The organism is Achromobacter sp. Root170 (genome assembly GCF_001428165.1).
Lineage (GTDB): Bacteria > Pseudomonadota > Gammaproteobacteria > Burkholderiales > Burkholderiaceae_B > Achromobacter > Achromobacter mucicolens.
The window spans coordinates 717,017-743,135 of sequence record NZ_LMHN01000001.1 but is presented as its reverse complement, the minus strand read 5'-3'; the positions used below and the strand labels follow the sequence as shown (position 1 = coordinate 743,135).

General features: G+C 66.5%; 24 protein-coding genes. 8 read left to right on the top strand and 16 right to left on the bottom strand.

Features of this window, described 5'->3' with window-relative positions:
* The 9 genes from ASD87_RS03410 to ASD87_RS03370 form a co-directional block, all read right to left on the bottom strand.
* On the bottom strand, nt 1–690 hold the full coding sequence (locus tag ASD87_RS03410) for an amino acid ABC transporter permease (protein WP_056317143.1): 690 nt from the start codon (nt 688–690) through the stop codon (nt 1–3).
* On the bottom strand, nt 683–1,372 hold the full coding sequence (locus ASD87_RS03405) for an amino acid ABC transporter permease (RefSeq protein WP_056317142.1): 690 nt from the start codon (nt 1,370–1,372) through the stop codon (nt 683–685). Before ASD87_RS03405 ends, ASD87_RS03410 begins: the two co-directional genes overlap by 8 nt.
* A gap of 122 nt (nt 1,373–1,494) precedes the next feature.
* On the bottom strand, nt 1,495–2,316 hold the full coding sequence (locus ASD87_RS03400) for an ABC transporter substrate-binding protein (protein ID WP_056317141.1): 822 nt from the start codon (nt 2,314–2,316) through the stop codon (nt 1,495–1,497).
* Between the two features lie 82 nt (nt 2,317–2,398).
* A complete protein-coding gene (locus ASD87_RS03395; RefSeq protein WP_056317138.1) occupies nt 2,399–3,601 on the bottom strand; it encodes an aminotransferase class I/II-fold pyridoxal phosphate-dependent enzyme in 1,203 nt (400 codons plus the stop codon).
* Complete coding sequence (locus tag ASD87_RS03390) at nt 3,598–4,278, bottom strand: RraA family protein (protein ID WP_056317136.1); 681 nt, start codon at nt 4,276–4,278, stop codon at nt 3,598–3,600. Before ASD87_RS03390 ends, ASD87_RS03395 begins: the two co-directional genes overlap by 4 nt.
* A 156-nt stretch (nt 4,279–4,434) precedes the next feature.
* A complete protein-coding gene (locus ASD87_RS03385) occupies nt 4,435–5,361 on the bottom strand; it encodes a hypothetical protein (RefSeq protein ID WP_056317133.1) in 927 nt (308 codons plus the stop codon).
* Nucleotides 5,362–5,388: 27 nt separating this feature from the next.
* Nucleotides 5,389–6,000: an LON peptidase substrate-binding domain-containing protein gene (locus tag ASD87_RS03380; RefSeq protein ID WP_056317130.1), complete on the bottom strand. Its 612-nt coding sequence runs from the start codon at nt 5,998–6,000 to the stop codon at nt 5,389–5,391.
* Nucleotides 6,001–6,013: 13 nt separating this feature from the next.
* Complete coding sequence (locus ASD87_RS03375; protein WP_056317127.1) at nt 6,014–6,421, bottom strand: carboxymuconolactone decarboxylase family protein; 408 nt, start codon at nt 6,419–6,421, stop codon at nt 6,014–6,016.
* Nucleotides 6,422–6,507: 86 nt separating this feature from the next.
* On the bottom strand, nt 6,508–6,852 hold the full coding sequence (locus tag ASD87_RS03370) for a GFA family protein (protein ID WP_056317126.1): 345 nt from the start codon (nt 6,850–6,852) through the stop codon (nt 6,508–6,510).
* 102 nt (nt 6,853–6,954) lie between these two features.
* Between ASD87_RS03370 and ASD87_RS03365 the strand changes: the two genes are divergently transcribed.
* On the top strand, nt 6,955–7,383 hold the full coding sequence (locus ASD87_RS03365) for a VOC family protein (RefSeq protein WP_056317125.1): 429 nt from the start codon (nt 6,955–6,957) through the stop codon (nt 7,381–7,383).
* 30 nt (nt 7,384–7,413) lie between these two features.
* On the opposite strand, the gene ASD87_RS03360 is transcribed toward ASD87_RS03365, so the two are convergent.
* On the bottom strand, nt 7,414–8,268 hold the full coding sequence (locus tag ASD87_RS03360; RefSeq protein ID WP_056317121.1) for an IclR family transcriptional regulator: 855 nt from the start codon (nt 8,266–8,268) through the stop codon (nt 7,414–7,416).
* Between the two features lie 136 nt (nt 8,269–8,404).
* Here ASD87_RS03360 and ASD87_RS03355 point away from each other — a divergent pair, with 136 nt between their 5' ends.
* Nucleotides 8,405–10,066, top strand: a complete 1,662-nt coding sequence (locus ASD87_RS03355; RefSeq protein ID WP_056318704.1) for a GMC family oxidoreductase — start codon at nt 8,405–8,407, stop codon at nt 10,064–10,066.
* Nucleotides 10,067–10,139: 73 nt separating this feature from the next.
* Nucleotides 10,140–11,480, top strand: a complete 1,341-nt coding sequence (locus tag ASD87_RS03350) for an MFS transporter (RefSeq protein WP_056317117.1) — start codon at nt 10,140–10,142, stop codon at nt 11,478–11,480.
* 75 nt (nt 11,481–11,555) lie between these two features.
* On the opposite strand, the gene ASD87_RS03345 is transcribed toward ASD87_RS03350, so the two are convergent.
* Genes ASD87_RS03345 through ASD87_RS03335 form a run of 3 tightly spaced genes read right to left on the bottom strand, consistent with a single transcriptional unit; the run spans nt 11,556 to nt 17,364 of the window.
* Nucleotides 11,556–12,992 carry an efflux transporter outer membrane subunit gene (locus ASD87_RS03345; protein ID WP_056317114.1) on the bottom strand — a complete coding sequence of 479 codons (1,437 nt, stop codon included), beginning with the start codon at nt 12,990–12,992 and terminating at the stop codon, nt 11,556–11,558.
* A 4-nt stretch (nt 12,993–12,996) separates the two neighbouring features.
* The gene (locus tag ASD87_RS03340) at nt 12,997–16,146 is read right to left on the bottom strand and encodes an efflux RND transporter permease subunit (RefSeq protein WP_056317113.1); all 3,150 of its coding nucleotides are present in this window, start codon (nt 16,144–16,146) and stop codon (nt 12,997–12,999) included.
* A 39-nt stretch (nt 16,147–16,185) separates the two neighbouring features.
* Nucleotides 16,186–17,364 carry an efflux RND transporter periplasmic adaptor subunit gene (locus tag ASD87_RS03335; RefSeq protein WP_056317110.1) on the bottom strand — a complete coding sequence of 393 codons (1,179 nt, stop codon included), beginning with the start codon at nt 17,362–17,364 and terminating at the stop codon, nt 16,186–16,188.
* A gap of 209 nt (nt 17,365–17,573) precedes the next feature.
* Between ASD87_RS03335 and ASD87_RS03330 the strand changes: the two genes are divergently transcribed.
* A complete protein-coding gene (locus ASD87_RS03330) occupies nt 17,574–18,143 on the top strand; it encodes a TetR/AcrR family transcriptional regulator (RefSeq protein WP_056317107.1) in 570 nt (189 codons plus the stop codon).
* 70 nt (nt 18,144–18,213) lie between these two features.
* On the opposite strand, the gene ASD87_RS03325 is transcribed toward ASD87_RS03330, so the two are convergent.
* The 3 genes from ASD87_RS03325 to ASD87_RS03315 all read right to left on the bottom strand — a co-directional run bounded on the left by ASD87_RS03325 (nt 18,214) and on the right by ASD87_RS03315 (nt 21,643).
* Entirely contained in the window at nt 18,214–19,224 is a 1,011-nt protein-coding gene (locus ASD87_RS03325; protein WP_056317103.1) for an aldo/keto reductase, read from the bottom strand.
* Nucleotides 19,225–19,371: 147 nt separating this feature from the next.
* Complete coding sequence (locus ASD87_RS03320; RefSeq protein WP_056317100.1) at nt 19,372–20,424, bottom strand: serine hydrolase; 1,053 nt, start codon at nt 20,422–20,424, stop codon at nt 19,372–19,374.
* A 22-nt stretch (nt 20,425–20,446) separates the two neighbouring features.
* Nucleotides 20,447–21,643, bottom strand: a complete 1,197-nt coding sequence (locus ASD87_RS03315; protein WP_056317096.1) for an alanine--glyoxylate aminotransferase family protein — start codon at nt 21,641–21,643, stop codon at nt 20,447–20,449.
* Between the two features lie 200 nt (nt 21,644–21,843).
* Here ASD87_RS03315 and ASD87_RS03310 point away from each other — a divergent pair, with 200 nt between their 5' ends.
* The 4 genes from ASD87_RS03310 to ASD87_RS03295 all read left to right on the top strand — a co-directional run bounded on the left by ASD87_RS03310 (nt 21,844) and on the right by ASD87_RS03295 (nt 26,119).
* Nucleotides 21,844–22,602: a GntR family transcriptional regulator gene (locus tag ASD87_RS03310; protein ID WP_223575669.1), complete on the top strand. Its 759-nt coding sequence runs from the start codon at nt 21,844–21,846 to the stop codon at nt 22,600–22,602.
* A 23-nt stretch (nt 22,603–22,625) separates the two neighbouring features.
* Nucleotides 22,626–24,227 (top strand): ABC transporter substrate-binding protein, encoded by a 1,602-nt coding sequence (locus ASD87_RS03305; RefSeq protein WP_223575670.1) that lies wholly within the window; start codon nt 22,626–22,628, stop codon nt 24,225–24,227.
* Nucleotides 24,228–24,291: 64 nt separating this feature from the next.
* Nucleotides 24,292–25,209 carry an ABC transporter permease gene (locus tag ASD87_RS03300; RefSeq protein WP_056317093.1) on the top strand — a complete coding sequence of 306 codons (918 nt, stop codon included), beginning with the start codon at nt 24,292–24,294 and terminating at the stop codon, nt 25,207–25,209.
* Nucleotide 25,210: 1 nt separating this feature from the next.
* On the top strand, nt 25,211–26,119 hold the full coding sequence (locus tag ASD87_RS03295; RefSeq protein WP_081101081.1) for an ABC transporter permease: 909 nt from the start codon (nt 25,211–25,213) through the stop codon (nt 26,117–26,119).

Below are 26,119 nucleotides of genomic sequence, written 5' to 3'. Positions count from 1 at the left end.
TTAAGCCATGGCCCGCGAGCGGCGGATGCGCAGGTCCAGCCAACTCAAGCCGCGGCTCAGGCTGAAGCACACCAAGAAGTAGATGATGGCCAGAATGCCGAACACCTGCAGCGGCTGCGTCAGCACGAGGTTGTTGACCTGGTTGGCGGCAAAAGTCAGTTCATTGACGCTGATGACATAGCCCAGCGACGTTTCCTTGATGGTGGACACGAACTGGCTGGTCATGCTGGGCAGCACGTTGAACAGCGCCTGCGGCAGCACCACCTTGCGCATCGTCGTCCAGTAGCCCACGCCTAGCGAGCGCGAGGCTTCGATCTGCCCGCGCGGCACCGCCTCGATGCCCGACCGGATCACCTCGGACAGGTAGGCGCTTTCATAGACCACCAGCGCAAAGATCAGCGTCCAGAAGCCGCTGACCACCTGCCCGGTGATCTTGGGCACGACGAAGTAAGCCCAGAAGATCAGCATGAGCAGCGGCATGCCGCGCACCACATTGACCAGCGCCTTGCTGGCCGTGCGCAGCCAGCCATAGGGACTGACACGCGCCAGCGCAATCAACAGCGCCAGCGGCAGGGACATCGCCAGGCCCAGCGCGGCCAGGATCAGGGTGAGCGCCAGTCCGCCCAGCGGACCGTTGGGGTATTGGCCCACGAGCAGCGTGGGCCAGTATTGCATCAGCAGATCAAGCACCGTGGCCTCCGCGGTTCAGACGATAACGGGCGTAGATGCGCGATCCGAAAGCCATGATCAGGAACGATCCCAGCAGGTACATGATCGTCGCCGCGCCGAAGGTGGCGAAGGTGCGGTAGGTCTCGTTTTCGATTTCCCGCGCTTGGTAAGTCAGCTCCATCACGCCGATCGCCATGGCCACGCTGGTGTTCTTGAACAGCAGCAGCGCGCGCCCGACCAGCGGCGGAATGGAGATGCGCAGCGCCTGCGGCACGATCACGAAGCGCATGCATTGCAGATAGCTGGCGCCCAGCGCGCGGGCTGCCTCGAACTGCGTGCCCGGAATGGCGCGCAGGCCGCTGCGGATGTCTTCGGCGATATAGGCGGCCGACCCCAGCGCCAGCGCGATCGCCGCCAGCGACATTTCGGCGTTATGCGCGTACAGCCACATGCGGAACCCTTCGGGCAGCAATTCGGGCATGCCGAAATACCAGAACAGCACCTGCACCAGCAGGGGCACGTTGCGGTGATATTCCACATAGGCGTCGACCAGCCAGCGGCACGGCGCCAGATTGGTGGCGCGCACCACCACCAGCGTCACCGCGATGGTGAACGCCATGACCCATGCAACCAGGAACAGCTGCACGGTGACCGCCATGCCGCTGAGCAGCAGCTGGTATTGGGAAGCGTCTAGAAAGCTCATAAACCTGTCAATCTCCTGCGATCGGGCGCGCGGCGCCAAGCATCACGGCTTCGCGCGCGCCGCCTTGCGGGACGCGCCGAAGCCGTGACTGGAGTGGCGAGGCAAACGCCCGGGTCCGTGCCTCAGCCGGCGATCGGGCCGATCTTGAAGCTGCGTTCCAGCTTGTACGGCGTCTCGGGGCCAAACCACTTGTTGAACAGCTTGGCCGCCGCGCCGGAGGCTTCGGCCTCGTCCAGCGCCTGGTTCACCGTTTCCAGGAAACGCGGTTCGGACTTGCGCACGCCCAGGCCCCAGGGCTCATCGAACACCGCCTTCGGGATGACGCTGACCGGCGCGGTCGGCGGGCTTTGCAGCACCAGGCGCACCAGCACCAGCTCGGAGGCGAACTGCGCGTCGACCTTCTTCTGTTGCAGGGCGAGGTACGTGGCCGAGCTGTCGCCGTAGCCGATCACCTGCGACTTGTCCAGAATGCGCTTGATCTCGCGCTCGGAGCTGGACCCCTTGGTCGCGCCGATGCGGCGGCCGTTCAGGGCCTCGATCGAATCCAGGCCCGAATCCTTGCGCACCATCAGCTTTTGCGGGCTGACGTAGTACGAGTGGCTGAAGGCGATCTGCTGGGCGCGGTCGGGCGAATAGCCCAGGTTGGCCGCCAGGATATCCACACGCCCTTCGTTCAGCTCGGGCACGCGCGCCGCCACCGACAGCAGCTTGTAGTTGACCTTGACGCCCAGCTTGTCGGCGACCAGCTTGCAAACGTCCACGTCATAGCCCACCAGCTGGCGCGTCGCGGCGTCCTGGAAGCTGAAGGGTTGCGACGTGCCCAACGTGCCGCAGACCAGCTCGCCGCGCGCCTTGATGTCGTCAAGCTGGTCGGCGTGGGCGATTCCGCCCGCGGCCAGCGTAGCCAGGCCCAGGCAGGCGGCAAAGAAAGTGTGACGCTTCATGGTTCATTCCCCTTGATTGGTTGTTTGGTGAACAGACTGAATAGGACGTTGAATCTCGGTCTAAGGTATCGAGTGCCGGGTATCAGGCCAGCTTGGCGCACGCCTCGCGGATCGCCGAGCAACCCTGCCGGATATCGTCCAGCGAGGCCGCGAATGACAGCCGGAACGTGCCCGGCGCGCCGTAGGCGTGACCGTCGATGACCGCCACGCCCGCTTCGCGCAGCAGGTAGTGCGTCAGGTCGGTATCGCTGGCGATCACGTCGCCGGCCGGCGTCTTCTTGCCCAAGAGGCCCGAGCAGTCCGGAAAGACATAGAACGCGCCCTGCGGCACCACGATGTCCAGGCCCGGCGTGCCGGACAATTCGGCGATCGCCAGGTCGCGGCGCTCGCGAAACACCTTGGCAAACTCCACGACGCAGTCCTGCGGGCCCGTCAACGCTTGCAGCGCGGCCGCCTGGCTGACCGACGAGGCGCCCGACGTGCTTTGCGATTGCAGGATCGCCATTGCCTTGATGAGCTCATCGGGACCGGCGCCGTAGCCGATGCGCCAGCCCGTCATGGCGTAGGCCTTGGACACGCCGTTGACCACGAGGGTGCGTTCGGCAAGTTCCGGCGCCACCTGCAGCGGATGCACGGTGGGCTCGCCGGTGAAGTTCAGGCGCGCGTAGATGTCGTCGGTCATCAGCCAGACGTGCGGATGACGCGCAAGGACCTCGGTCAGGCCGCGCAGTTCTTCCGCGGTGTAGACCGATCCGGTCGGGTTGCTGGGCGCGTTCATCATCAGCCACTTGGTGCGCGGCGTGATGGCGCGTTCCAGGGCGTCGGGCGTGACCTTGTAGTCGCTGGCGGGCGACGTTTCCACCGTCACCGGCACGCCGCCGTTGACCAGGACCATGTCCGGATAGGACACCCAGAACGGCGCGGGAATCAGCACTTCGTCGCCATCGTTCAGCGTGGCGGCCAGGCCGTTGAAGATCACCTGTTTGGCGCCGGTGCTGACAATGACGCGCGAAGCCGGGTACGTCACGCCGGTCGCTTCCAGCAGGTGCGCGGCGGCGGCCTTGCGCAGGGCGAGCGTGCCCTGCGCCGGCGGATACTTGGTTTCGCCGCGGTTCATGGCGGCCGTCGCGGCCTGCCGGATGTGCTCGGGCGTCGAGAAATCGGGTTCGCCAATGGTCAGGTCGATGATGCGGCGGCCTTGTTCGCGCAGTTCGGCGATGATGGCGCGCGCGGCGACGCTGGGCGAAAGCTTGATGCGCTTGATGCGGTCGGCGACGATGCTCATTTGGCCGCTCCCATCTTTTCGGCCAGCGTCTTTTCCAGCCACGGCTTGGTATACGTGCCGGCACGCAGCTTTTCCTTGGCCACGGCTTCGTCGGCTTCCTTTTTGAGCGCCAGCGCGAGCACCGCGCCGGCATGCTCGGCCGGAATCACCACCACGCCATCGGCGTCGCCCACGACCACGTCGCCGGGGTTGACCACCTGGCCGCCCACCGACACGGGCACGTTGATCTCGCCCGGACCGTCCTTGTAAGGCCCCTTGTGCGAAACCTCACGCGCAAAGCAGCCGAATTCGCCCTGCGCGAACACGTCGGCATCGCGCACGGCGCCGTCGATCACGAATCCTTCGATCCCGCGCGACTGCGCGTCCATCATCATCAGTTCGCCCACCAGCGCGTTGCTGGTGTCGCCCGCGCCGTCCACGACGATCACGTCGCCCGCCCCGCCCAGCGAAATCGCCTTGTGGATCATCAGGTTGTCGCCCGGACGGGTCTTGACGGTCAGCGCCACGCCGACCGTGCGGCGTGCGCCGTTATGCAGCGGACGCAGGCCCGACACGCCGTACAGACGGTTCATGCAGTCGCTGATCTGGGCCGAGCCGATGGTGGCAAAGCCGGCCAGCACGTCGGCGGCGACGGCCGGCGCGGTACGGGAAAGAATGCGATATCCGATGGGATTCATAAGGAAAGTCAGTGTGAATGCAAGGAGCGTTGAAGCGAACCTGCATTACAAAGCCGCGCAAGCCTTTCCTCAAAACGATATAAATTCCCAGCGATCCACGAATATTTTTCGTGGATTACGCCGATTAAGGGTTATCCCTTATTCGTGCATCCGTGCTCAGTCGTCGCCGGCGCCCGACGCGCTGCGCGCCTCGGACAACGCCACTGTCAGGTGCATGACCTTCTTCTTGAGCTGGTCTCGCTCGTCCGTCAGCTTGGCCAGCAACTGGCGCAGGCGAGCGATCTCGGCCGGCATGTCGGCGATGTTCTCGATGGGCTCCTCGGGCGGCGCCTCGCGGGGTGGCGGGGCCTTGGCCTGCCGCACTTCCCGGGCGGCCTGCTGCAATTCCTTGCGGCCGCCGGCAACCGCGGCAGCCTGCCGTTCCGCCGGCAGCGACGCCACGGCCGCCGCGGCGTTGATGGAGATGGCGCCTTCCTTGACCGCGCGCACCAATTCCGGCGCCGCGGACTTCTGGATCTTTTCGATCTGGCCCAGGGTGTTGCTGCTGATGCGGGCGGCGCGCGCCAGGGCCTGCCGGCTGGGCACGGCCGGCTTCCAGTCCGGATTGGCGTGGCCACGCATCGGCGCGGCGCCGGCCCCGGGCGCGTCCTCGTCCCAAGGTGGGGAGTCGTCGGGCGGCGATCCGTCGGATGGCGCGCCCTCCGAAGCTGCGCCTTCCGTCGCCGCCTCGCCAGCCGCCGCCCCGGCCTCAGGCCCGGTACGCGCCAGCAGGATCTCCTTCTTGCGCAGCGCCAGCACCCCCCGCTGGAAGTCCGACACGCTGCGCCGGCCCAGGTGGTTCTCGATCATCCACAGGTGCACGTCTTCGATGGACTTGAAGTGCGGATGCTGGATGGTCTTGAAGGGAATGTCGTGCTTGACGCAGATGGCGTAGCGGTTGTGGCCGTCGACCAGCAGATCGCCCCACAGCACGAGGGCGTCGCGGCACCCTTCGGCCAGGAGGCTGCGCTCCAGCGCGGCGTGTTCGTCCTCGGTCAGCGGGTCTATATAGGCGCGCAGGCCTTCGTCTACTCTGATTTCCATGGTGTCCAAATAAAGTCGGGCCGCGCGCTACGCCAGCCCCTGTCCGCGCAGCACGTCCTGGATCGCCGCCAGCCGCGAGACCGGATCGGTCAGCGCCAGCAGGGTCGCCTTGTCGTCCGGCGGCAAGGGCAAGAGTTCGCACCAGCGGTTCGCCACCCAGCCGCAGTCGTCCAGCCGGAACGGCGGCGCAAGCGGCATACGTTCGGCGGGCACGCCGTCCCGCTGCCACTGCGCCACCAGTCGGCCCAGCGCATCGGCGCTGGCCTGCATGGTTGCCGGCACGGGCGTGGGCGGATCGTCGGGGATGGGCTCGGCCTCGCCCATCCAAAGGCCGTATTTTGCCACCTCGCTGGACCGCAGCCGAAAGCGTCCGGCGCCGCGGCACCGGATTTCCAGCAGGGCCGGCATGGGCGCCTCCCAGCGTTCGACCCGGGCCATCGTGCCCACCGGCGACAGCGTCTCCTCGCCTTCCGGGGAACGGACCTCGCTACCGGCCAGCAGGCCCACGATGCCGAATTCGGTGTTCTCGGCGATGCTGCGGCGGATCATGTCCAGGTAGCGCACCTCGAAGATGCGCAGCTGCACCACGCCGTCGGGAAACAGCGCGTTGGACAATGGAAACAAGGGAATCAGCGACATGGCCGCCTCCTGTTCAGGTCACGTGGAACGCTTCGTCCACCGGCACCTGCAGCGCCGTCGCCAGCGCGTTGGTCTGCGACGCCATCGCGATCACCGCCAGCAGTTCCGCATGCTGGCCGTCGGTCATGCCCTTGGCGCGGGCCGAGGCCGTGTGGGAATGAACGCAATACGCGCACCCATTGGCCGTGGACACCGCGATGTAGATCAGCTCGCGCACCAGCGGCGAGAGCTCGCCCTCGGCCATCATTACCGTCTTGAGCTGCTCCCAGACGCTGCGCATCCGCGGCGGATCGTTGGCCAGCGCCCGCCAGAAATTGTTGACGAAGTCCGATTTGCGCGTGGCGCGGATGTCTTCCAACACCGCCCAGGCCTCGGGACTTCTACGGATCTCGTCATCGCTCAGCAGCCTTACCGTGCTCATTGCACCGCTCCATCGTGAAAAAATCGTGACGCCGCCGCCCTTTCGCGGCGGCCCTGTTCCGATCCGTCGGGGGCCGGGGCCGCCAATCAGGTATTGCGGCCATCGTAGGGAATGCGGGTCAGCGCATTCAAGTCCACATTTTCCAGGCAGCGCACGTTGACCGCCGCGGTCTCCTTGCCTTCGGCGCCCACGCCGAAACCGAACGGCGCGCAGCCGCAATTGGCGCAGAAATGGTGCGAAATCACGTGCTTGTTGAAGGTGTACGTGGATAGAGTCTGCGTCGAGGACGTGATGCGCAGCGCGGCGCGCGGCACGAACCACAGCAGATAGCCCTTGCGGCTGCAGTGCGAGCAATTGCATTCCAGCACCTGGGACACATCGCCATCGACTTCATAGGCGATCTGTCCGCAGTGGCAGCTTCCTTGTTGCATGGATTGTCTCCCGGCCGTTATCGGATCAGACTCCCATCATAGGCCTGTGCCGCCCGCCTTGCCCATGCGGACCCGCCGCACTTCACCCCGCCCGGAGCCATCATGCCCCAGTTATCCGCCTATCTCAGTTTCGACGGCAATTGCGCCGAAGCCATGCGCTTTTACGAACGCGTGCTGGGAGGCCGCCTTGACGCGCTGGTCCGTTATGCCGATGCGCCCGCCGATGCCGTCATGCCCATTCTGTCCGACGAGGACGCCGGACGCGTCATGTACGCCCGCCTGACGCTGGATGAGCAGACCTTGCTGGGCAGCGACGCCACCGCCGGACACCCCTACCCCGGCAACCGGGGAGTGGCGCTGGCGCTCGTGTATCCCACCGTGTCGGACGCGCATCGGGTATTCGACCTTCTGGCCGAAGGCGGCAGCGTCACGATGCCGCTGCAAAAGACGTTCTGGGCAGAAGCCTACGGCGCGCTGGTCGACCGGTATGGCACGCGCTGGATGGTGAGCGGGGGCCGCATGACCCACTGATGGCCCGGACGGCTGTGCCCGGCGCCAGGTTCAACCGCCCGGCCGGTGCGCCGCCAGCACCTCGTGCAGCGACTGCGCCGCGCGCTGCAGCACCGGCACGGCGCGCAGCAGATCGTCCAGCATCACGCGCGCCGTGGGCGCATGGCAAGCCACCGCCGCGACCACGCGGTCTTCGCCGTCGCGCACCGGGACCGCCACCGCGCTCATGCCGCGCACGAATTCCTCGTTGTCGATGCCGATGCCGCGCACGGCCAGCCGCTCCAGCTCGGCCTCAAGCCGGGCCGGGTCGGTCAGCGTGCGCGGCGTGTTGCGCGTGAGCGGCAGGCGGGCCAGCACGCGGCTGCGCTCCAGACGGTTCATCGAGGCCAGGAACAGCTTGCCGCTTGCCGTGCAGTGCATGGGCACGTGGCTGCCCACCGCAAAAAAGAGCCGCAACGGCTCATTGGTCTCGACGCGCTCCATGTAGACGACGCGGTCGCCGTCGGGCGCGGTCAGGTTGCAGGTTTCGCCCAGCGTGCCCACCAGTTGGGTCAGCACGGCGCGGCACGCGCGAGTGAAGGCGCAGGCGCGCAGCGTGGCCAGCGCCAGCGAGGTGGCCTGCGGCCCCGGCACGAAACCGTTTTCGGTGGGCGTGGCGGCCACGAAGCCGGCGCGCTGCATGGCCGCCAAGAGGCGCATCAACGTGGTCTTGGGCATGTCGAGCCGCTGCGCAAGCTGCGCCAGCGTGGGCGGATGCTGCGCCCGCGCCAGATGATCCAGCACCAGCAACGCCCGCAACGAACGGGCGGCCTCCTGCTGTCCGCCCGCGTCATCGGACCGGCCATCGGCCGGCTCCTGCGATGCTGCACTGCGATTTTGAAACCGAAGCCGCATGTTCTGTTCCATTTCTCCGCCCCAGCGCGTGTTGTGCTTTGTTCTGTGCGCGCGCTTCCTAGAATCGCCTCAGATGCCGGCCTGGTCCGCATTGCGGAGTCTGCACCGGCCGGTCATGCCGAACAAATATAAGGGAGACCGCGCGGAAATGTCCGATACCGTCGATTACATCGTGGTGGGCGCCGGCTCGGCCGGATGCGTGATGGCCAACCGGTTGAGCGCGGACGGCGCGCATTCGGTCTGCCTGCTGGAGGCCGGTCCGAAGGACACCTATCCCTGGATCCATATTCCCATCGGCTACGGCAAGACGATGTTTCACAAGGTGGTGAACTGGGGCTACTACACCGACCCGGATCCCAACATGCTGGACCGGCGCATCTACTGGCCGCGCGGCCGCACGCTGGGCGGCTCCAGTTCCATCAATGGCCTGATCTACATCCGCGGCCAGCGCGACGACTACGACGCCTGGGCCGAAGCCGGCAACCCCGGCTGGGGCTGGGACGACTGCCTGCCCTGGTTCCGCAAGCTGGAAAACAACGATCTGGGCCCGGGCCCCACCCGCGGCACCGAGGGCCCGCTGAACGCCACCTCCATCAAGACGCCGCATCCGCTAGTGGAGGCGCTGATCGACGCCGCAGGCAAGCTGGGCGTGCCGCGCGTCCGTGACTTCAATTCGGGCGACCAGGAAGGCGTGGGTTACTACCAGCTCACCACGCGCAACGGGCGGCGCTGCTCCACGGCGGTGGCCTACCTGCGGCCCGCGCAAGACCGCCCCAACCTTCGCATCGAAACCGATGCGCACGCGATGGCCGTGCTGTTCGAAGGCAGCCGCGCCTGCGGCGTGCGCTACCGCCGCGATGGCCAGGTCCGAACGCTGCGCGCCCGGCGCGAGGTGGTGCTTTGCGCGGGCGCGCTGCAATCGCCGCAACTGCTTCAGCTGTCCGGCATCGGCCCGGCCAGCCTGCTGCGCGAGTTCGGCATCGGCATCGTGCGCGACCTGCCCGGCGTGGGCGAAAACCTGCAGGACCATCTGCAGATCCGCCTGATCTACGAGACCACGCGCCCGATCACCACCAACGACCAGTTGCGCACGCTGCACGGCCGCCTGCGCATGGGGCTGCAATGGCTGCTGCTGCGCAGCGGTCCGCTGGCCGTGGGCATCAACCAGGGGGGCCTGTTCTGCCGGGTCGATCCGGCCAGCCGCACGCCCGACACCCAGTTCCATTTCGCCACGCTGTCGGCCGACATGGCGGGCGGCAAGGTGCATCCCTTCTCGGGTTGCACCTATTCGGTGTGCCAGCTGCGGCCCAGCTCGCGCGGCCGCGTCCGGCTGCGCAGCACGGACCCGTTCGAGGCGCCGTCCATGCTGCCGAATTACCTGTCGACGGAGCTGGACCGCCGCATGGCCGTGGCCGCCGTCCGGTACGCGCGCCGGGTCGCCGCGACCGAGCCGCTGGCCGGCCTGATGAAGCACGAATTCCGCCCCGGCCCGGACGTGCAGACAGACGACGAGATCCTGCACTTCTGCCGCGAGTACGGCGCCACCATCTTCCACCCTTCGGGCACCGCGAAGATGGGCCCGCGCAGCGACCCCCTGGCCGTGGTCGACGAGCGCCTGCGCGTGCACGGCGTGTCGGCGCTGCGCGTGGTGGATTGCTCGATCATGCCCACGCTGGTCTCGGGCAACACCAACGCGCCGGTCGTGATGCTGGCCGAGCGCGCGGCGGATTTCATGCTGCAGGACGTGCGGCAGGCGCGCGCGCAGACCGTGCGCACGCCTGCGCGGATGGAGATGACGGACCCCGGTTAGGAAACGCATATCGCAGACAGACCCGGCCGCGGCAGCGCAGATTGTCCGGCCGACCCACCAAAGGAGACTGGACATGGCCAAGCAAAACGAAGCGGCGGTGCGCAAAGTCGTCACCGCCTCGCTGATCGGCGCCACCATCGAGTGGTACGACTTTTTCCTGTATGGCGTCGTCGCCGGCATCGTATTCAACAAGCTGTACTTTCCCACCGGCGATCCGCTGGTCTCGACCATGCTCGCCTACACGACGTTCGCCGTCGGCTTCGTGACCCGGCCGCTGGGCGGACTGATCTTCGGCCACTTCGGCGATCGCATCGGCCGAAAGAGCATGCTGGTGATGACGCTGATGATCATGGGCATCGCCACCTTCCTGATCGGCCTGGTGCCCACGTACGAGATGATCGGCATCTGGGCGCCCATCCTGCTGCTGCTCTTGCGTGTGTTCCAGGGCATCGGGCTGGGCGGCGAATGGGGCGGCGCGGTGCTCATGGCCTATGAATATGCCCCGCCCGACAAGAAAGGCTTCTACGCGTCGCTGCCGCAGATCGGGCTGGCGATCGGGCTGTGCCTGGCCTCGGGCACGGTGGCGCTGCTGTCCGTGCTGCTGACCGACGAGCAGTTCATGGCGTGGGGCTGGCGCGTCGCCTTCCTGGCGTCCGCCGCGATGGTGGCCGTGGGCATGTACATCCGGCTCAACATCAAGGAGACGCCGGAGTTCACGGCGGTCAAGGCGCAGAACGCCGAAAGCCGCATCCCGTTCATGGACATGATGCGCCGCTATCCGGGCAACGTGGTCAAGGGCATGGGCGCGCGCTATATCGACGGTGTGTTCTTCAACGTCTTTGGGGTGTTCTCGATCTCGTTCCTGACGCAATCGGTGCAGATCACCCGGACCGAGGCGCTGATCGGGGTGATGGCGGCGGCGCTGGTGATGTGCTTCTTCATCCCCTTCTTCGGCCGGCTGTCCGACCGCATCGGCCGTACCCGCGTGTACTTCTGGGGTTCGCTCATCACCGCCGCGGCGTCCTTTCCCGGCTTCTGGATGATGATCAACAGCGGCGGCAACGTGATGCTGATCTGGCTGGCCATCATCATTCCGTTCGGGATCCTGTACGCCGCCGTGTACGGTCCGGAGGCCGCGCTGTTCTGCGAACTTTTCGACGCCAAGGTGCGCTACACCGGCATCTCGTTCGTCTACCAGTTCTCGGGCATCTTCGCGTCCGGCATCACGCCGATCATCGCCACCGCACTGCTCAAGACGGGCGGCGGGCAGCCGTGGCTGATCTGCCTGTACGTGATGTTTGCGGGGGTCGTGTCGGCCTTCTGCGCGTGGCTGATCGGGCGCGGCAGGCAGCCTGCCGAAGTGGACGACGCAAGCCAGCCGTCCATGCAGCGGGCTGGGCTGCGCAAGGCGTAGGCGGCGGGCGGCCCGTGCGCAGCGGATCCGCACGGGTCACAACCGGGGGACCGTCCGGCGCCCCCCTTTCGCCGCTCAATCCCGTGCCGCCTGCGGCGGCTGCTGGGCCGGCCACCCGCCGCCCAGCGCCTTGAACAAGGTCGCCAGCGCCGCCTGGCGCTGCGCGCTGACGTCGATGTAGGCAATCTGGTCCGTGTAGGCGCTGCGCTGCGCATCCAGATAGCGCAGATGGCTGTCCACGCCGCCGCGGTAGCGCGCCTCGGAAAGCTGCAGGGCCACCTGGCTGGACTGCGCCAGCGCAAGCCGGGACGCCTCTTCACGCCGCAGCGTCTCGGTGGCCACCAGCGCGTCCGACACCTCGCGGAACGCCGTCTGGATCGTGCGTTCGTACTGGGCCACGGCGATGTCCTTGCGCACGGTGGCCAGATCCAGGTTAGCCACGTTGCGCCCGCCGGCAAAGATCGGCAGCGTGATCTGCGGGGTGAACGACCAGGCGCGCTGGCCGGCTTCGAACAGGCCCGACAGGTCCGCGCTGGAACTGCCGAACAGGCCGGTCAGCGAAATGCTGGGAAAGAACGCGGCCCGCGCCGCGCCGATGCTGGCGTTGCGTGCCTGCAGCGCATGTTCGGCGGCCAGGATGTCCGGCCGGTTTTCCAGCAGCGCGGCTGGCGCGCCCGCCGCGATCTCCTGCACCAGCATCGGGGCATCGGCCGTGCGGGCCGGCAGATACGGCGACAGGTCGCTGATGCCCACCAGCAGGCCGAGCGCGTTGCCGGCCTGGCGGACCTCGCGATCCGTGCGCTCGAGCTCGGCGCGTGACTGCTCGGTCAGGCCGAGCGCTTCCTGATAGTCGAGCGCGGTGGCCGCGCCCGCCTGCCGGCGCTTGGCGGTCAGCGCCAGCGACGCCTCGCGGCTGGCCAACGTCTGGCGCGTCACATCCAGGCGCCGCTGCGCGCTATCGCGCGCCACATACGCCTGGATCACCTCGGCCACCAGGCTGATCTGCGCGCTGCGCGCGGTCGCCTCGGTCGCCAGGTACTCCTGCAAGGCGGCATCCGACAGGCTGCGCACGCGGCCGAACAGGTCCAGTTCGAAGGCGGTCAAGCCCAGGCCGGCCTGATAGCTGCTTTGGACCGACGAGGCGCCCGTGCTGCTCAGGTCTGCCGGCACACGCTGGCGCGTGCCCGTGCCCTGCGCGTCGATGCCGGGCAGCCGGTCCGCGCGGGTGATCTGGTACTGCGCCCGGGCCGCCTCGATGTCGAGCAGCGTCTGGCGCAGGTCGCGGTTGTTGGCCAGCGCCAATTCCACCAGCTTGCGCAAGGCGTCGTCGGTGATGAAGGACTGCCAGTCCAGCGTCGCCGCCGCCGACTCGCCGGGGCCGGACGCCGCCAGGCTCCAGTGGTCGCCCACGGGAGACGCCGGACGTTCATAGACGGGCGCGAGCGAGCAACCCGCCAGCGCCGCCGTCAGCAGCAAGGCGGACAGCCGCAAGGGAAACAAGGTCTGCATCATGGCGTTACTCCTGCACGGTGCGCGGCGCGGCGTTGGCGGCGGGCGAGGACTTGCCGCGCTTGCGCTGCACCAGCGACAGCACCCACACGAAGAAGATGGGAACGAAGATCACGCCCAGCAGCGTGGCGGTCAGCATGCCGCCGATCACACCCACGCCCAGCGCGCGCTGGCTGGCCGCGCCCGCGCCGGAGGCCAACGCCAGCGGCACCACGCCCAGGATGAACGCCAGCGACGTCATCACGATGGGACGGAAGCGCAGCTTGGCGGCCTGGATGGCGGCGTCGGCAAGGCTGTGGCCCTGTTCGCGCAGGCTCTTGGCAAACTCCACGATCAGGATGGCGTTCTTGGCCGCAAGGCCGATGATGGTGATGAGGCCAACCTTGAAGTACACGTCGTTCGGCATGCCCAGCACCGTCACCGCCAGCACCGACCCCAGCGCGCCAATCGGCACGATCAGCATCACGGACGCCGGAATCGACCAGCTTTCATACAGGGCGACCATCAGCAGGAACACCACCAGGAAGGCCAGCGCGAACAGCATCGGCGCCTGCGATCCGGCAAACTTTTCCTGATACGACAGGCCGGTCCATTCGTAACCAATGCCCTCCGGCAAGCCGGCCACGATGCGCTCGATCTCGGCCATGGCCTGGCCGGTGCTGCTGCCGGGCATGGCGTCGCCCGCGATCTTGAACGCCGGATAGCCGTTGTAGCGGGAGATCTGCACGGGGCCGTTCTCCCAGTCCGTCTTCACGAACGCGCTGAGCGGCACCATGCCGCCAGTCTTGTTCGGCACGTTCAGCTTCAGGATGCTCTCGGGCGTCATGCGGTCGCGCACGTCGGCCTGCACCACCACGCGCTGCAGGCGGCCGGCGTTGGCAAAGTCGTTGACGGTGGCCGACCCATACGCCGACGAAATCGCCGTGCTGATCACGTCAAAGCCCACGCCCAGCGCCTCGGCCTTTTCGCGGTCGATGTCCAGCCGCAGCTGCGGCGCGTCGGCCAGGCCTTCCATCATGGCGTAAGCGATCACAGGCGAACTGTTGGCTTGCGCCAGCAGCTGGTCGCGCGCTTTGGTCAGCGCCGCGCGGCCCACGCCGCCGCGGTCCTGCAGCCGCAGCGCGAAGCCGCCCGAGTTGCCCAATCCGTCGATGGGCGGCGGGTTGACGGCCATGACCGCGCCGTCGTCGATCACCGCGAAACGCGCGTTCACGCTGTCGGCCACGTCGGCGGCCGATTGACCCTTGCCCCGCTCGGACCAGTCCTTGAGCGTCGGGAACGCGATGCCCGCGTTCTGACCCGTGCCCGAAAAGCTGAAACCCATGACGGTGAAGGCATCGCCCATGGCGTCCAGCGACAGCAGGTGCTGCTCGACGTCGGCCACCACCTTGTCGGTGCGCACATGCGTCGCGCCCGGCGGCAGTTGCACGTCGACGATGACGTAGCCCTGGTCTTCCGGCGGCACGAAGGATTCCGGCACACGCATGTACAGCACGGCCAGTACGGCCACGATGGCCAAGTAGATCACCATGTAGCGGCCCGTGCGGCGCACCAGGCGGGAATTTAGCGCCTCGAAGCGGCCCGTCAGGCGGATGAACGCGCGGTTGAACCCGCCGAAGAAACCCTTCTTTTCGTCATGATGGCCCTTCGGAATGGGCTTGAGAAACGTGGCGCACAGGGCCGGCGTGAAGGTCAGCGCCAAAAAGCCCGAGAACAAGATCGACACCGCCAGCGACAGCGAAAACTGCTGGTAGATGACGCCCACCGAACCGCTCATGAACGCCAGCGGCAAAAACACCGCCGACAGCACCAGCGTGATGCCGACGATGGCGCCGGACACCTGTTCCATCGCCTTGACCGTGGCTTCGCGCGGCGACAGGCCTTCCTCGGCCATGATGCGCTCGACGTTCTCGACCACCACGATGGCGTCGTCCACGAGGATGCCGATGGCCAGCACCATGCCGAACATGGTCATCATGTTCACCGAGAAGCCCAGCACCGACATCACCGCGAACGTGCCCAGCAGGCACACCGGCACGACGATGGTCGGAATCAGCGTGTAGCGGAAGTTCTGCAGGAACAGGTACATCACCAGGAAGACCAGCACCATCGCTTCCAGCAGCGTGTGCACCACCTTCGTGATGGCCACGCTGACGAACTTGGACGTGTCGAACGGCACCGAGTACGCAATGTCTTCGGGGAACGAGGCCGACAGTTCCTTCAGGCGGGCATTCACGGCCTTGACGGTGTCGATGGCGTTGGCGCCCGGCGCAAGCTGCACCGCCGCGCCGACCGCCTTCTTGCCGTTCAGGCGCGTTTCGAAGTCGTAGCTCTGGCGGCCGACTTCCAGGCGCGCCACGTCGGCCAGGCGCACAGACGAGCCATCCGGATTGGCGCGCAGGACGATGCGCCCGAATTCCTCGGGGTTGTCCAGCGTGCCCTTGACGGCCAGCGTCGCGGTCAGCTCCTGCTCGGACGCGCCGGGACGGCTGCCGAAGCTGCCGGCCGGCACCTGCACGTTCTGCGCGGCAATGGCCGCGTTGACGTCCGCCACGGACAGGCCAAGACCCAGCAGCTTCTGCGGGTCGATCCAGACGCGCATCGCGGCTTCGGCGCCGAAGAACTGCACCTTGCCCACGCCATTGACGCGGCGGATCTCGTTGTTGATGTGACGCGCGGCGTAGTCGGACAGCCCGACCACATTCTTGTGCGCATCGTCGCCCTTGTAGGTCAGGGCGTAGATCATCAGGAAGTTCGAACTGGCCTGCTCAACCTGCAGACCTTGCTGCGTCACAGCGGTGGGCAGGCGCGCTTCGGCCTTCTTGATCCGGTTCTGCACGTCGACCTGCGCCAGGTCGGGATCGGTGCCCGGCTGGAACGTGACGGTGATTTCCGCGCTGCCGCTGGAACTGCTGGACGACTCGTAGTACAGCATGTTCTTCGCGCCGTTCAGCTCTTCCTCGATGACGCTGGTAACCGAATCGACCAGCACGGTGGCGGAGGCGCCCGGATAGGTGGCGGCAATGGTCACCTGCGGCGGCGCGACCACCGGAAACTGCGACACCGGCAGCGACGGAATCGCCAGCAGCCCCGCGAGCGAGATGAAGATGGCCACCACCCAGGCGAAATTGGGGCGGCCAATGAAAAACTTGGACATGGTCTAACCTCGGATTTGCGCGCGATGCATGGGGGCCGCTTATTGCTTGGCGGCAGCGGCGGCATCGCCGGCGGCGGCCACCTTGGGCTCGTTCACGGGCGTCACGCTGACTTTCTGGCCGGGCACGGCGGCGCTGACGCCGCCCACGATCACCCGGTCGCCAGCGGCCAGGCCCTCGGTGATGTGCCAATCGCCGCCGCGCATGGTGCCGGTCTGCACGGCGCGGGTCTCGACAACGTCATCCGCCCCCACCACCAGCACCTGGGGCTTGCCATCGGTGCTGCGGGTGACGGCGCGCTGCGGGACCAGGATCGCATCCGGATCCACGCCCTGATGCGTGCGCACCCGCACGTACATGCCGGGCAACAGCAGCACGTCCGGATTGGCGAATTCACCACGCAGGGCCACCTGGCCGGTGCTGCGGTCCACGGCGATGTCCGAGAACAAGAGGCGCCCTTCGCGCTGCTTGTCGGTGCCATCGATCGTGATGGAGATGCGCGCGCCCTCGCCTTCGCCCAGGCTGCCATCCTGCATGGCCGCGCGCATGCGCAACATGTCGGCGACCGGCTGATTGAAGTCCACATAGACCGGATCCAGCTGCTGGATCGTCGCCATCACGGTGGCTTCGTTCTGGCCCACGAGCGCGCCTTCGGTCACCTGCGCACGCCCGATGCGGCCCGAGATGGGCGCCTTGACCGTGGCGTAGTCCAGGTTCAGCTGCGCGGTCTCGACGTCGGCCTGGGCCGACCGGCGGGCGGCCAGCGCGCTCTTGAGCGTGGTGTTGGCCGTGTCGAAATCCTGCTGGCTGACGGCTTCGATCTTGACCAGCGGCGTGTAGCGCTTGACGACGGCCTGGGCATCGGCCACGGCGGCCTGGGCCTTGGCCAGCTCGCCCTGTGCGCGCGACAAGGCGGCCTTGAACGGCGCGGGGTCGATGCGGAACAGCACGTCGCCCGCCTTGACGTCGGCGCCTTCGACGAAATCGCGGCTGAGCACGATGCCGGCCACGCGGGCGCGGACTTCGGCCACGCGCATGGGCTCGACGCGCCCGGGCAGTTCGCTCGTCAACGTGTAGCGCTGCGGCTGCACGGCCAGCGCCTGCACGGGACGCGGCCCTGCCGCCTGGGGCTCACCGCCGTCAGAGCCGCCGCAACCGGCCAAGAGGATTGCCGTCGACAACACCGCCAGGGGCAACTGCCATGCTTTATTCCACTTCATTCACTACCCCGCGCCGCGCGTCTTGAATTCAAAGAGACGCCGATGCTACCTTAAAGACCGATTTGAATCAATATTGATTCATTTGTTGCTTTTCGGCTTGATTTTGCGGACCAACAAGTCCTTACTTGAAAAATTCGCCAAAGTTTGTACAAAGTGAATCGGCCATGATCCAATACCGGCCCAGGGATATCCAAAATGGGGAGGAGGCAATGTCTGAAGAGGCAGGCCACGAACGGCTGCTTGTCGCATTGGCGCTTGCGATGGTGGACCAGCCGCGCGCCACGCTGCAGGAACTGGCCAAGGCAGTGGGCGTCAGCAAGGCGACCTTGTACCGGTTCTGTAAGACGCGAGACCAGTTGGTGCTGCGCCTGATGACGCATTGCGCGCAGGTCATGAAGCAGGCGCTGGCGGACTCGCACCTGGACACCGCCCCGCCCCGCGCGGCGCTGCGCAACCTGATCGAACAGCACCTCGCGCACAAGGAACTGACCGCGTTCCTGATCTACAACTGGAAGCCCGACACCGAGCTCGAGCCCGACATCATGAACAGCTGGTCGGGCTACCAGGAAACGCTGGACGCATTTTTTCTGCGCGGACAGCGCGAAGGCGCCTTCCGCGTGGACATGACCGCCGCCGCGCTGAGCGAACTATTGATCGCCATCATCACCAGCATGGTGGATGCCGAGCGCCGCGGCCGGATTGCCCGCATGGGCATCGCGCAGGTGGCCGAGCAGATGATGCTGCACGGCATCTCGGCCGAGCCGGCCCCAGGCCGCTGAACGGGGCGTCCGGATCATTGCACCCGTGCGCACACGGGTGCAATGGGCACGATCCCCCTTCCGCGCCCGCTCAGGCCGCCGACACCGGGCGGCCGTAGAACGGATAGTTCGGATCGTTGTAGCCATGCGCGGAGGCGTGACCGGGCACCACCCACTCGTTCACGACCGTTTCGTCTTCAGGCGTGATCGTCACGTCCAGCGCCGCGTAGTAATCGTCCATTTGTGCCAGCGTGCGCGGACCGGCGATGACGGCGGTGATGACAGGATTGGCCAGCACCCACGCGGTCGCGAAGTGACCCGGCTGAACCCCGCGCGCGGCGCTATGCTGCACAAGCTTCTGCGCGATCTGCAGGGATTCTTCGCGGAATTCCGTGGCCAGGATGCGGCGGTCGCCACGTCCGGCGCGCGTATCCGGCGCAGGCGCCTGGCCCGGCAGGTACTTGCCCGTCAGCACGCCGCGCGCGATCGGGCTGTACGGCACGACGCCCAGGCCGTAATGCTTGCACGCCGGCAGGATCTCGACCTCTGGGCCGCGGTTCAGCATGTTGTAGTACGGCTGGCACACCACCGGTTGCGGCACACCCAGCTTTTCGCACAGGCGCATCACCTCGGCAATGCGCCATCCGCGGAAATTCGACAGGCCGAAGCTGCGCAGCTTGCCCGCGCGGATCAGGTCGCCCAGCGCCCACAACGCCTCTTCCAGGTTTTCTTCGTGGTAGTCGCGGTGCAGGTACAGGATGTCCATGAAATCCGTATCCATGCGCGAAAGGCTCTGTTCCACCCCGCGGATCAGCCACTGGCGCGAGTAATGCGCCAGGTTCGGTCCCTTGCCGACCGGATTACCGATCTTGCTGGCCAGCACCCAGTCGTGGCGTTGCCCCTTGAGCAGCTTGCCCACCACTTCTTCCGACCGGCCCTCGTTGTAGACGTCCGCGGTGTCGATGAAATTGACCCCATGATCGCGCGCCGACGCAACGATGCGCGCGGCCTCGTCATCGGGCGTCTGCTCTCCGAACATCATGGTGCCCAGGCAGAGCGGCGATACCCGGAGATTGCTGGTTCCCAGTCGGCGGTAGTTCATGGCGTGGTTCCTTGATCGGATGAAAAGATGCGGCGTGGCCACGCGGCAACGCGCGGCCGAACGCGATATCTTGCCCGAAAAAACCTGACATGCCGCAAAACCCCGGCTGGGATGAGGGTGTCAGGCACCGGCCTCGTTGCGCAGGTGTCAGTCGCCCGCGTCCACCGCCGCCAGGATCTTCCCGAACAGCGCGTCGGCATGGGCCGAATTCAGCCAGCGCACGATCACGACCATCTTGCGCTCTGGCTCCACCCACGTGAACGAGCTGCCCGCCCCTACCCCGAAGAAGCTGGAGGACGGCACGCTGGGAAAGACCTTGCCTTCGTGGTTCAGCCAGATCAAATAGCCGTAGTACGGCGCGATGTCGCAGGGGGTGCGCATGGCCTGCAGCCATTCGCGCGACAGGATCTGGCGGCCGTTCGCCTGGCCGTCGTTCAACAGCATCTGGCCAATCAGCGCCTGGTCGTTGGCGCTGATGGACATGCCGCCGCCCCAGTGCGAACCGCCGGGCACCGACGGCATGCGCTGGCCGTCGATCTCGACCCAGGCGTTGTCGTAGCCGACCCACTGCCAGTTCTCGCTGCAGCCGATGGGCCGCGTGACGGCCTCGCGGAACACCTCCGGCAGCGGTTTGCGGAACAGATGCAGCAGCGCATAAGACAGCTGATTGATGCGCACGTCGTTGTATTCCCAATACGTGCCGGGTTCCTGCAACGGACGCGCATCGCCCTTCTTGCCATCCGGCGGCACGCCAAAGGTGACGGCGCGGTAGCGGTCCGCCTGATCCGACACGCCGAAGCGTTCGCCTTCCCATTCGCTGGTCTGCTGCAACAGGTGGCGCCACGTGATGGACGCGTTGCGGCCTTCGTCAAAGCCGATGCCCGGCACGCGCTTGCCCACGGGCTCGTCCACATCCGGCAGCAGGCCGCGGTCATGCGCGACGCCCGCCAAAATGGCCAGGTAAAGCTTGGCGACGCTGAACGTCAGGTCGGCCCGGTCCGGCTCGCCCCACGAGGCTACGGTCTTGCCGTCCACCACCACCACGCCGGACACCGGCCCGCGATCGTGGATGGGACCCAGCAGACGGTTCCACGGCGGCGGGTCGTTCAGGTGCACGCCAAAATTGCCTTTGACGCTGCGATCCCAGGTCGATTCGTGTTCGTTGGCGAACTGGATCGCCTGCTGCATGAGCGTATTCATCGGTTCCCTCGTTGTTGTGTGTTCATCCCGCCACGCGTTCGGGCGCGCGGGTCAGATATTCCATGGCGGCTTGCAATCCGCCCGAGCGGTGCGGGACGCCGGCCGCGGCCAGCCCCATCTCCACGCCAGCCAGCGTGCCGCATAGCGTCAGGTCGTTGAAGTGGCCCAGATGGCCGATGCGGAAGATGCGGTCGGAAAGCTTGCCCAGGCCCTGCCCCAGCGACATATCGAAGCGATCCAGAATGACCTTGCGCAGCGCGTCGGCGCTGTGGCCGTCGGGCATCAGCACCGCGGTCAACGCCGGGCTGTGCGCGGCCGCGTCCAGGCTCAGCAGCTCCAACCCCCACCCGGCCACCGCCAGCCGGGTGGCGCGGGCGTGGCGCTCGTGGCGCGCAAACACCTGCGGCAGGCCTTCGGCCGCCAGCATGGCCAGCGCTTCATGAAGGCCATACAGCAGGTTGGTCGACGGGGTGTACGGGAAATAACCCTTTGCGTTGGGCCCCAGCATTTCGCGCCAATCCCAATAGGAGCGCGGCAGGCGCGCGGTCTCGGCCGCGGCCAGCGCGCGCGGCCCCACCGCGTTGAACGACAGGCCCGGCGGCAGCATCAGTCCCTTCTGCGATCCGGCCACCGTGACGTCCACGCCCCATTCGTCGTGGCGGTAGTCGATGGAGCCCAGCGAGGAAATCGTGTCGACCATCAGCAGCGCCGGGTGCCCGGCCTGGTCGATGGCGGCGCGCACCGCGGCGATGTCGCTGGTGACGCCGGTTGAGGTCTCGTTGTGCACCACGCACACCGCCTTGATGCGGTGCTGGGCATCGTCGGCCAGCCGCGCGCCGATGACACCGGCATCGACGGGGCGACGCCAGTCGCCTTCGATGCAATCAACATCCAGTCCCAACCGCCCGGCAAGCTTGCGCCACAGGCTGGCGAAGTGGCCGGTCTCGACCATCAGCACGCGGTCGCCCGGCGACAGCGTGTTGACCAGCGCCGCTTCCCAGGCCCCGGTGCCCGAAGCCGGAAAGATCACGACAGGCGATTCGGTCCGGAAGACCTGCTTGATGCCCGCCAGCACCGCTTTGCCAAGCTCGCCGAATTCCGGTCCCCGATGATCGATGGTGGCCTGGTCGATGGCGCGCAGGACGCGGTCGGGGACGTTGGTCGGTCCGGGAATCTGCAGGAAATGCCGGCCGGACGGGTGGGAGTTCAGCGTGAGCATGCGGGGCCCCAATATGGACGGTTTGTATACCAGTACGCCCTGCGCGCATCCTGATGCGACACGCGCCAGCCTGGCGGACTTGCGGCTTGCGCCACTCTATCCCATTGTTTTTACGTCGATAACCTAGGGTATACACCCATCAAAACCGCAGCAAAGACAGGTTTATAGTCTGCGAAAACAAGGGGAATTTTTGTATACCAATGAGCAGCGATCCTAGCTTCTTGCCGGATCACGCCGGGGCCGTGGCCTCGCCCGATCTTGCGCCCGCCCCAGTCCCAGCGGCCGTTCGCGCCGCCGGCGACGGGCGCACGCTGGCGGGATCGGCGGCCGGATCGCTGCGCGAACGCATCATCCAGGGCGAATTCCCGCCCGGCACCCGCTTGAACGAACGCGCGCTGTGCGACCTGCTGGGCGTGTCGCGCACCCCGCTGCGCGAGGCGTTCCGCCTGCTGGCCGCCGAAGGCCTGGTGCAGATCGAACCGAACCGCGGCGCGCAGGTGGTGGCGCTGTCCGAAGCGAACATCCGCGAAGCCTTCGAAGTGATCGGCGGGCTGGAAGCGATGTCGTGCCGGTTTGCCTGCGAGCGCGCGACCGACGTCGAGATCGCGGAAATCCGCGCGCTGACCTACGAAATGATGGCCAGCCATGCGCGGCATGACCTGCCGACGTACTTTCGCGTCAACCGCGAGATCCACGAACGCATCAGCCTGGCCGCGCACAACAGCCTGCTCAAGCAGCTTTACGACGCGCAGAACGCGCGGATCCAGAACCTGCGCTTCGTCTCGAACGAGAACCGGCAGAAATGGGATCTGGCGATGCGTGAACACATAGAAATGGCGGAGGCCCTTGCCGCGCGCGACGCGGACCGGCTGGCAGCCATCATGCGGCAGCACCTGCAGCGCAAATGCGAGGCGGCGCTCAAGAGCCGGAGCGAGACGATAGATACGCAACACATGTAGTGTCATCAAGAGGAGCCTTCACCATGGCTGATAGTCGCTTCACACCTTGCTGCATCACGCTTTCTCGCTTCACCCCCGCCGCGCCCGCGCTGTCCTTGCGCCGCGTCACGCCATTGAAGGCACTTGCCGCCGCGCTGGTGGCCTGCGCCGCACTGGCATCCCAGCCCGCGCTTGCCGGCAAGAAGGACGACACCTTGCGCATGGCCTACGACCAGGCCCCGGAAAGTGTCGACCCGTACTTCAACAACGTGCGCATCGGCGTCATCATCGCGGCCAACGTGTGGGACACCCTGCTCTACCGCGACCCGGTCACCAACGAGTACAAGGGCCAGCTCGCCAAGAGCTGGAAGCAGATCGATGACAAGACCATGGAATTCGAGCTGCGCGAGGGCGTCAAATTCCACAACGGCGAGGAGTTCGACGCCGACTCGGTGGTCTACACGCTGAACTTCGTGGCCGACCCGAAGAACAAGGCGGTCACGCAGCAGAACGTGTCCTGGATCGACAAGGTCGAGAAGATCGACAAGTACAAGGTGCGCCTGACCACCAAGGAGCCCTTCCCCGGCGCCAAGGAATACCTGTCCACCACGGCCGCCATCCACCCCGCCAAGTACTACCAGGAAGTCGGCCCCAAGGGCATGAACGCCAAGCCCGTGGGCTCCGGTCCGTACAAGGTCGTGGACTATCAGCCCGGCAAGTCCATCACGCTGGAACGCAATGCCGACTATTTCAAGGATTCGCCCAAGGCGCAGCCCAAGATCGGCAAGGTGGTCATCCGCTTCATCCCCGACCGCCAGACGCAGATGGCCGAGGTGATCTCCGGCGGCGAAGACCTTATCATGAGCGTGCCCAAGGACCAGGCCGAGCAGCTGGGCGGCATGCCGAACCTGCAGATGGTGACCGGCAACACCATGCGCATCGTGTTCATGCAGATGAACATCCTGGAAGGCACCCCCGCGCCGCAACTGAAGGACGAGCGCGTGCGCCGCGCCATCATCCACGCAATCGACCGCGAGTCGATGCTCAAGAACATCGTGGGCGAAGGCGGCGGGCTCATCAACACCATCTGCACCCCGTCGCAGGTGGGCTGCACGCAGGAAGGCGCGCCGACCTACAAGTACGACCCTGCGCAGGCCAAGAAGCTGCTGGCCGAGGCGGGCTATCCCAACGGCTTTGACATCGACATCGTTGCGTACCGCGAACGCAACCAGACCGAAGCCATCATCAACTACCTGCAGGCCGTCGGCATCCGCGCCAAGCTGAATTTCCTGCAGTACGCCGCGATGCGCGACATGATCCGCGCCAACAAGGCCTCGCTCACGCACCAGACCTGGGGCTCGAACCTGGTGAACGACGTGTCGGCATCCACGCCGGTGTACTTCGCCTTCGGCAGCGACGACATCACGCGCGACCCGAAGGTGCGCGACCTCCTGAAAAAGGGCGATACCACCATCGACAGCGATGCGCGCAAAGCGGCCTACAAGGAGGCGCTGGACATCATCGCGGAAAAGGCCTACGCGGTGCCGCTCTGGACACTGCCCGCCTACTACGTCGCCACCAAGGACGTGAACTTCAAGCCCTACTCGGATGAGCTGGTGCGCTTCTGGGACATGAGCTGGAAGTAAGGCGCGCCCCGCGCCGGGCCGGCCCCGCGGCCCGCCCGGCGCTGCTGAACAGAGAGGAAGTCCTATGCTTTATTTCACGCTGAGGCGCCTGGGCCTGGCGGCGCTGGTGGCGCTGACCGTGTCCATTCTGGCGTTCCTGCTGCTGCACCTGTCGGGCGACCCGGCGCTGGCGCTGGCCGGCGAAGGCGCGCGCCAGGCCGACATCGACATGATCCGCAAAACCTACGGGCTGGACCGCCCGATCATCGTCCAGTACGCCGACTGGCTCTGGCACATCCTGCAAGGCGACTTCGGCACCTCGGTGTACTTCAAGACCGAGGCCGGGCCACTCATCCTGTCCAAGCTGGCGACGACGCTGAAGCTGGGCATGGCCGCGCTGGCCTTCGCGCTGTTCATCTCGATTCCGCTGGGCGTGCTGGCCGCCCTGTACAAGGGCAGCCTGATCGACCGCGTCTGTCTGGCGATTGCCGTGCTGGGACAGGCGCTGCCGAACTTCTTCTTCGCGCTGATCCTGATCATGCTGTTCTCGATATCCCTGCGCATCCTGCCGGTGTCGGGCAGCGGCACGTGGCAGCACTTCGTCATGCCCGCGATCGCGCTGGGGTATTACGTGGCGCCTGCGTTCATGCGGCTGATCCGCGCTGGCATGATTGAGGTCCTGGGCGCCGATTACATCCGCACCGCGCGCGCCAAGGGGCTGCCGGCCGGCAAGGTGATCTTCAAGCACGCGCTGCGCAACGCGATCGTGCCGGTGGTGGCGCTGGCCGCCGTGCAGCTGGGCTACCTGCTGGGCGGCTCAGTGGTCATCGAGACCATCTTCGCGCTGGACGGGCTGGGTTACCTGGCCTACCAGAGCATCACGTACAAGGACTATCCGGTCATGCAGCTGATCGTGCTGCTGCTGTCGGTGCTGTACGTGCTGCTGACGCTTGCCGCCGACGTGGCCAACGCGTGGCTCGATCCGCGCATCCGGGTGTCCTGACATGAACACGCCTACGATCACCCCCGCCACGTCCGCGGCGCCCCCGCTGGAACTGTCCGCGGCCACGCTGCGCTGGCGCCGCCTGCGGCGCAACAAGGCGCTTTTGGCCGGCGGCGGCATTCTGCTCGTCATTGTGCTGATCGCGCTGCTGGCGCCGTGGATCTCGCCGCACGATCCCTATTTCCAGGATCTGGCCTACCGTACCGCGCCGCCCGTCTGGTACGAGAAAGGCACCTGGCTACACCCATTGGGCACCGACCAGTTGGGACGCGATTACATGTCGCGCCTTTTCTACGGGGCGCGCATTTCGCTCCTGATCGGCATCAGCGTGGCGCTCATCTCCGGCCTCATCGGCACGGCGATGGGCATGGCGGCCGGCTACTTCGGCGGCAAGGTCGACATGGCCGTGTCGTTTCTCATCACCACGCGGCTCTCCATGCCGGTGATCCTGGTGGCGCTGGCCACCGTGGCCATCGTCGGCGGCTCGCTGTGGGTGGTGATCCTGGTGCTGGGTTTGCTCAAGTGGGACCGCTACGCGGTGGTGATGCGCAGCGCCACGCAGCAGGTGCGCTCGCTGGAATACGTGGCCGCGGCGCAGGCGGCCGGCGCCAGCACCTGGCGCATCGTCTGGGGCGAGGTCCTGCCCAACGTCGTGCCGCAACTGATCGTGATCGCCACGCTGGAAGCGGCCAGCGCCATCCTGCTGGAAGCCTCGCTGTCGTTCCTGGGCCTGGGCGTACAACCGCCGCTGCCGTCCTGGGGATTGATGATCTCCGAAGCCAAGGCCTACATGTTCTTCTCGTTCTGGCTAATCGCCATTCCCGGATCGGCGCTGGCGCTGCTGATCTTCGCGATCAACCTGGCCGGCGACGGATTGCATCAACTCCTGACGCCTGAAGAGAGGGCCTGA

What these genes read in the sequence shown, in the direction of transcription:
- ASD87_RS03405 (WP_056317142.1), bottom strand. Translation starts at nt 1,372, where the DNA reads ATGAGCTTTCTAGACGCTTCCCAATACCAGCTGCTGCTCAGCGGCATG.
- ASD87_RS03400 (WP_056317141.1), bottom strand. Translation starts at nt 2,316, where the DNA reads ATGAAGCGTCACACTTTCTTTGCCGCCTGCCTGGGCCTGGCTACGCTG.
- ASD87_RS03395 (WP_056317138.1), bottom strand. Translation starts at nt 3,601, where the DNA reads ATGAGCATCGTCGCCGACCGCATCAAGCGCATCAAGCTTTCGCCCAGC.
- ASD87_RS03390 (WP_056317136.1), bottom strand. Translation starts at nt 4,278, where the DNA reads ATGAATCCCATCGGATATCGCATTCTTTCCCGTACCGCGCCGGCCGTC.
- ASD87_RS03385 (WP_056317133.1), bottom strand. Translation starts at nt 5,361, where the DNA reads ATGGAAATCAGAGTAGACGAAGGCCTGCGCGCCTATATAGACCCGCTG.
- ASD87_RS03380 (WP_056317130.1), bottom strand. Translation starts at nt 6,000, where the DNA reads ATGTCGCTGATTCCCTTGTTTCCATTGTCCAACGCGCTGTTTCCCGAC.
- ASD87_RS03375 (WP_056317127.1), bottom strand. Translation starts at nt 6,421, where the DNA reads ATGAGCACGGTAAGGCTGCTGAGCGATGACGAGATCCGTAGAAGTCCC.
- ASD87_RS03370 (WP_056317126.1), bottom strand. Translation starts at nt 6,852, where the DNA reads ATGCAACAAGGAAGCTGCCACTGCGGACAGATCGCCTATGAAGTCGAT.
- ASD87_RS03365 (WP_056317125.1), top strand. Translation starts at nt 6,955, where the DNA reads ATGCCCCAGTTATCCGCCTATCTCAGTTTCGACGGCAATTGCGCCGAA.
- ASD87_RS03360 (WP_056317121.1), bottom strand. Translation starts at nt 8,268, where the DNA reads ATGGAACAGAACATGCGGCTTCGGTTTCAAAATCGCAGTGCAGCATCG.
- ASD87_RS03355 (WP_056318704.1), top strand. Translation starts at nt 8,405, where the DNA reads ATGTCCGATACCGTCGATTACATCGTGGTGGGCGCCGGCTCGGCCGGA.
- ASD87_RS03350 (WP_056317117.1), top strand. Translation starts at nt 10,140, where the DNA reads ATGGCCAAGCAAAACGAAGCGGCGGTGCGCAAAGTCGTCACCGCCTCG.
- ASD87_RS03345 (WP_056317114.1), bottom strand. Translation starts at nt 12,992, where the DNA reads ATGATGCAGACCTTGTTTCCCTTGCGGCTGTCCGCCTTGCTGCTGACG.
- ASD87_RS03340 (WP_056317113.1), bottom strand. Translation starts at nt 16,146, where the DNA reads ATGTCCAAGTTTTTCATTGGCCGCCCCAATTTCGCCTGGGTGGTGGCC.
- ASD87_RS03335 (WP_056317110.1), bottom strand. Translation starts at nt 17,364, where the DNA reads ATGAAGTGGAATAAAGCATGGCAGTTGCCCCTGGCGGTGTTGTCGACG.
- ASD87_RS03330 (WP_056317107.1), top strand. Translation starts at nt 17,574, where the DNA reads ATGTCTGAAGAGGCAGGCCACGAACGGCTGCTTGTCGCATTGGCGCTT.
- ASD87_RS03325 (WP_056317103.1), bottom strand. Translation starts at nt 19,224, where the DNA reads ATGAACTACCGCCGACTGGGAACCAGCAATCTCCGGGTATCGCCGCTC.
- ASD87_RS03320 (WP_056317100.1), bottom strand. Translation starts at nt 20,424, where the DNA reads ATGAATACGCTCATGCAGCAGGCGATCCAGTTCGCCAACGAACACGAA.
- ASD87_RS03315 (WP_056317096.1), bottom strand. Translation starts at nt 21,643, where the DNA reads ATGCTCACGCTGAACTCCCACCCGTCCGGCCGGCATTTCCTGCAGATT.
- ASD87_RS03310 (WP_223575669.1), top strand. Translation starts at nt 21,844, where the DNA reads ATGAGCAGCGATCCTAGCTTCTTGCCGGATCACGCCGGGGCCGTGGCC.
- ASD87_RS03305 (WP_223575670.1), top strand. Translation starts at nt 22,626, where the DNA reads ATGGCTGATAGTCGCTTCACACCTTGCTGCATCACGCTTTCTCGCTTC.
- ASD87_RS03300 (WP_056317093.1), top strand. Translation starts at nt 24,292, where the DNA reads ATGCTTTATTTCACGCTGAGGCGCCTGGGCCTGGCGGCGCTGGTGGCG.
- ASD87_RS03295 (WP_081101081.1), top strand. Translation starts at nt 25,211, where the DNA reads ATGAACACGCCTACGATCACCCCCGCCACGTCCGCGGCGCCCCCGCTG.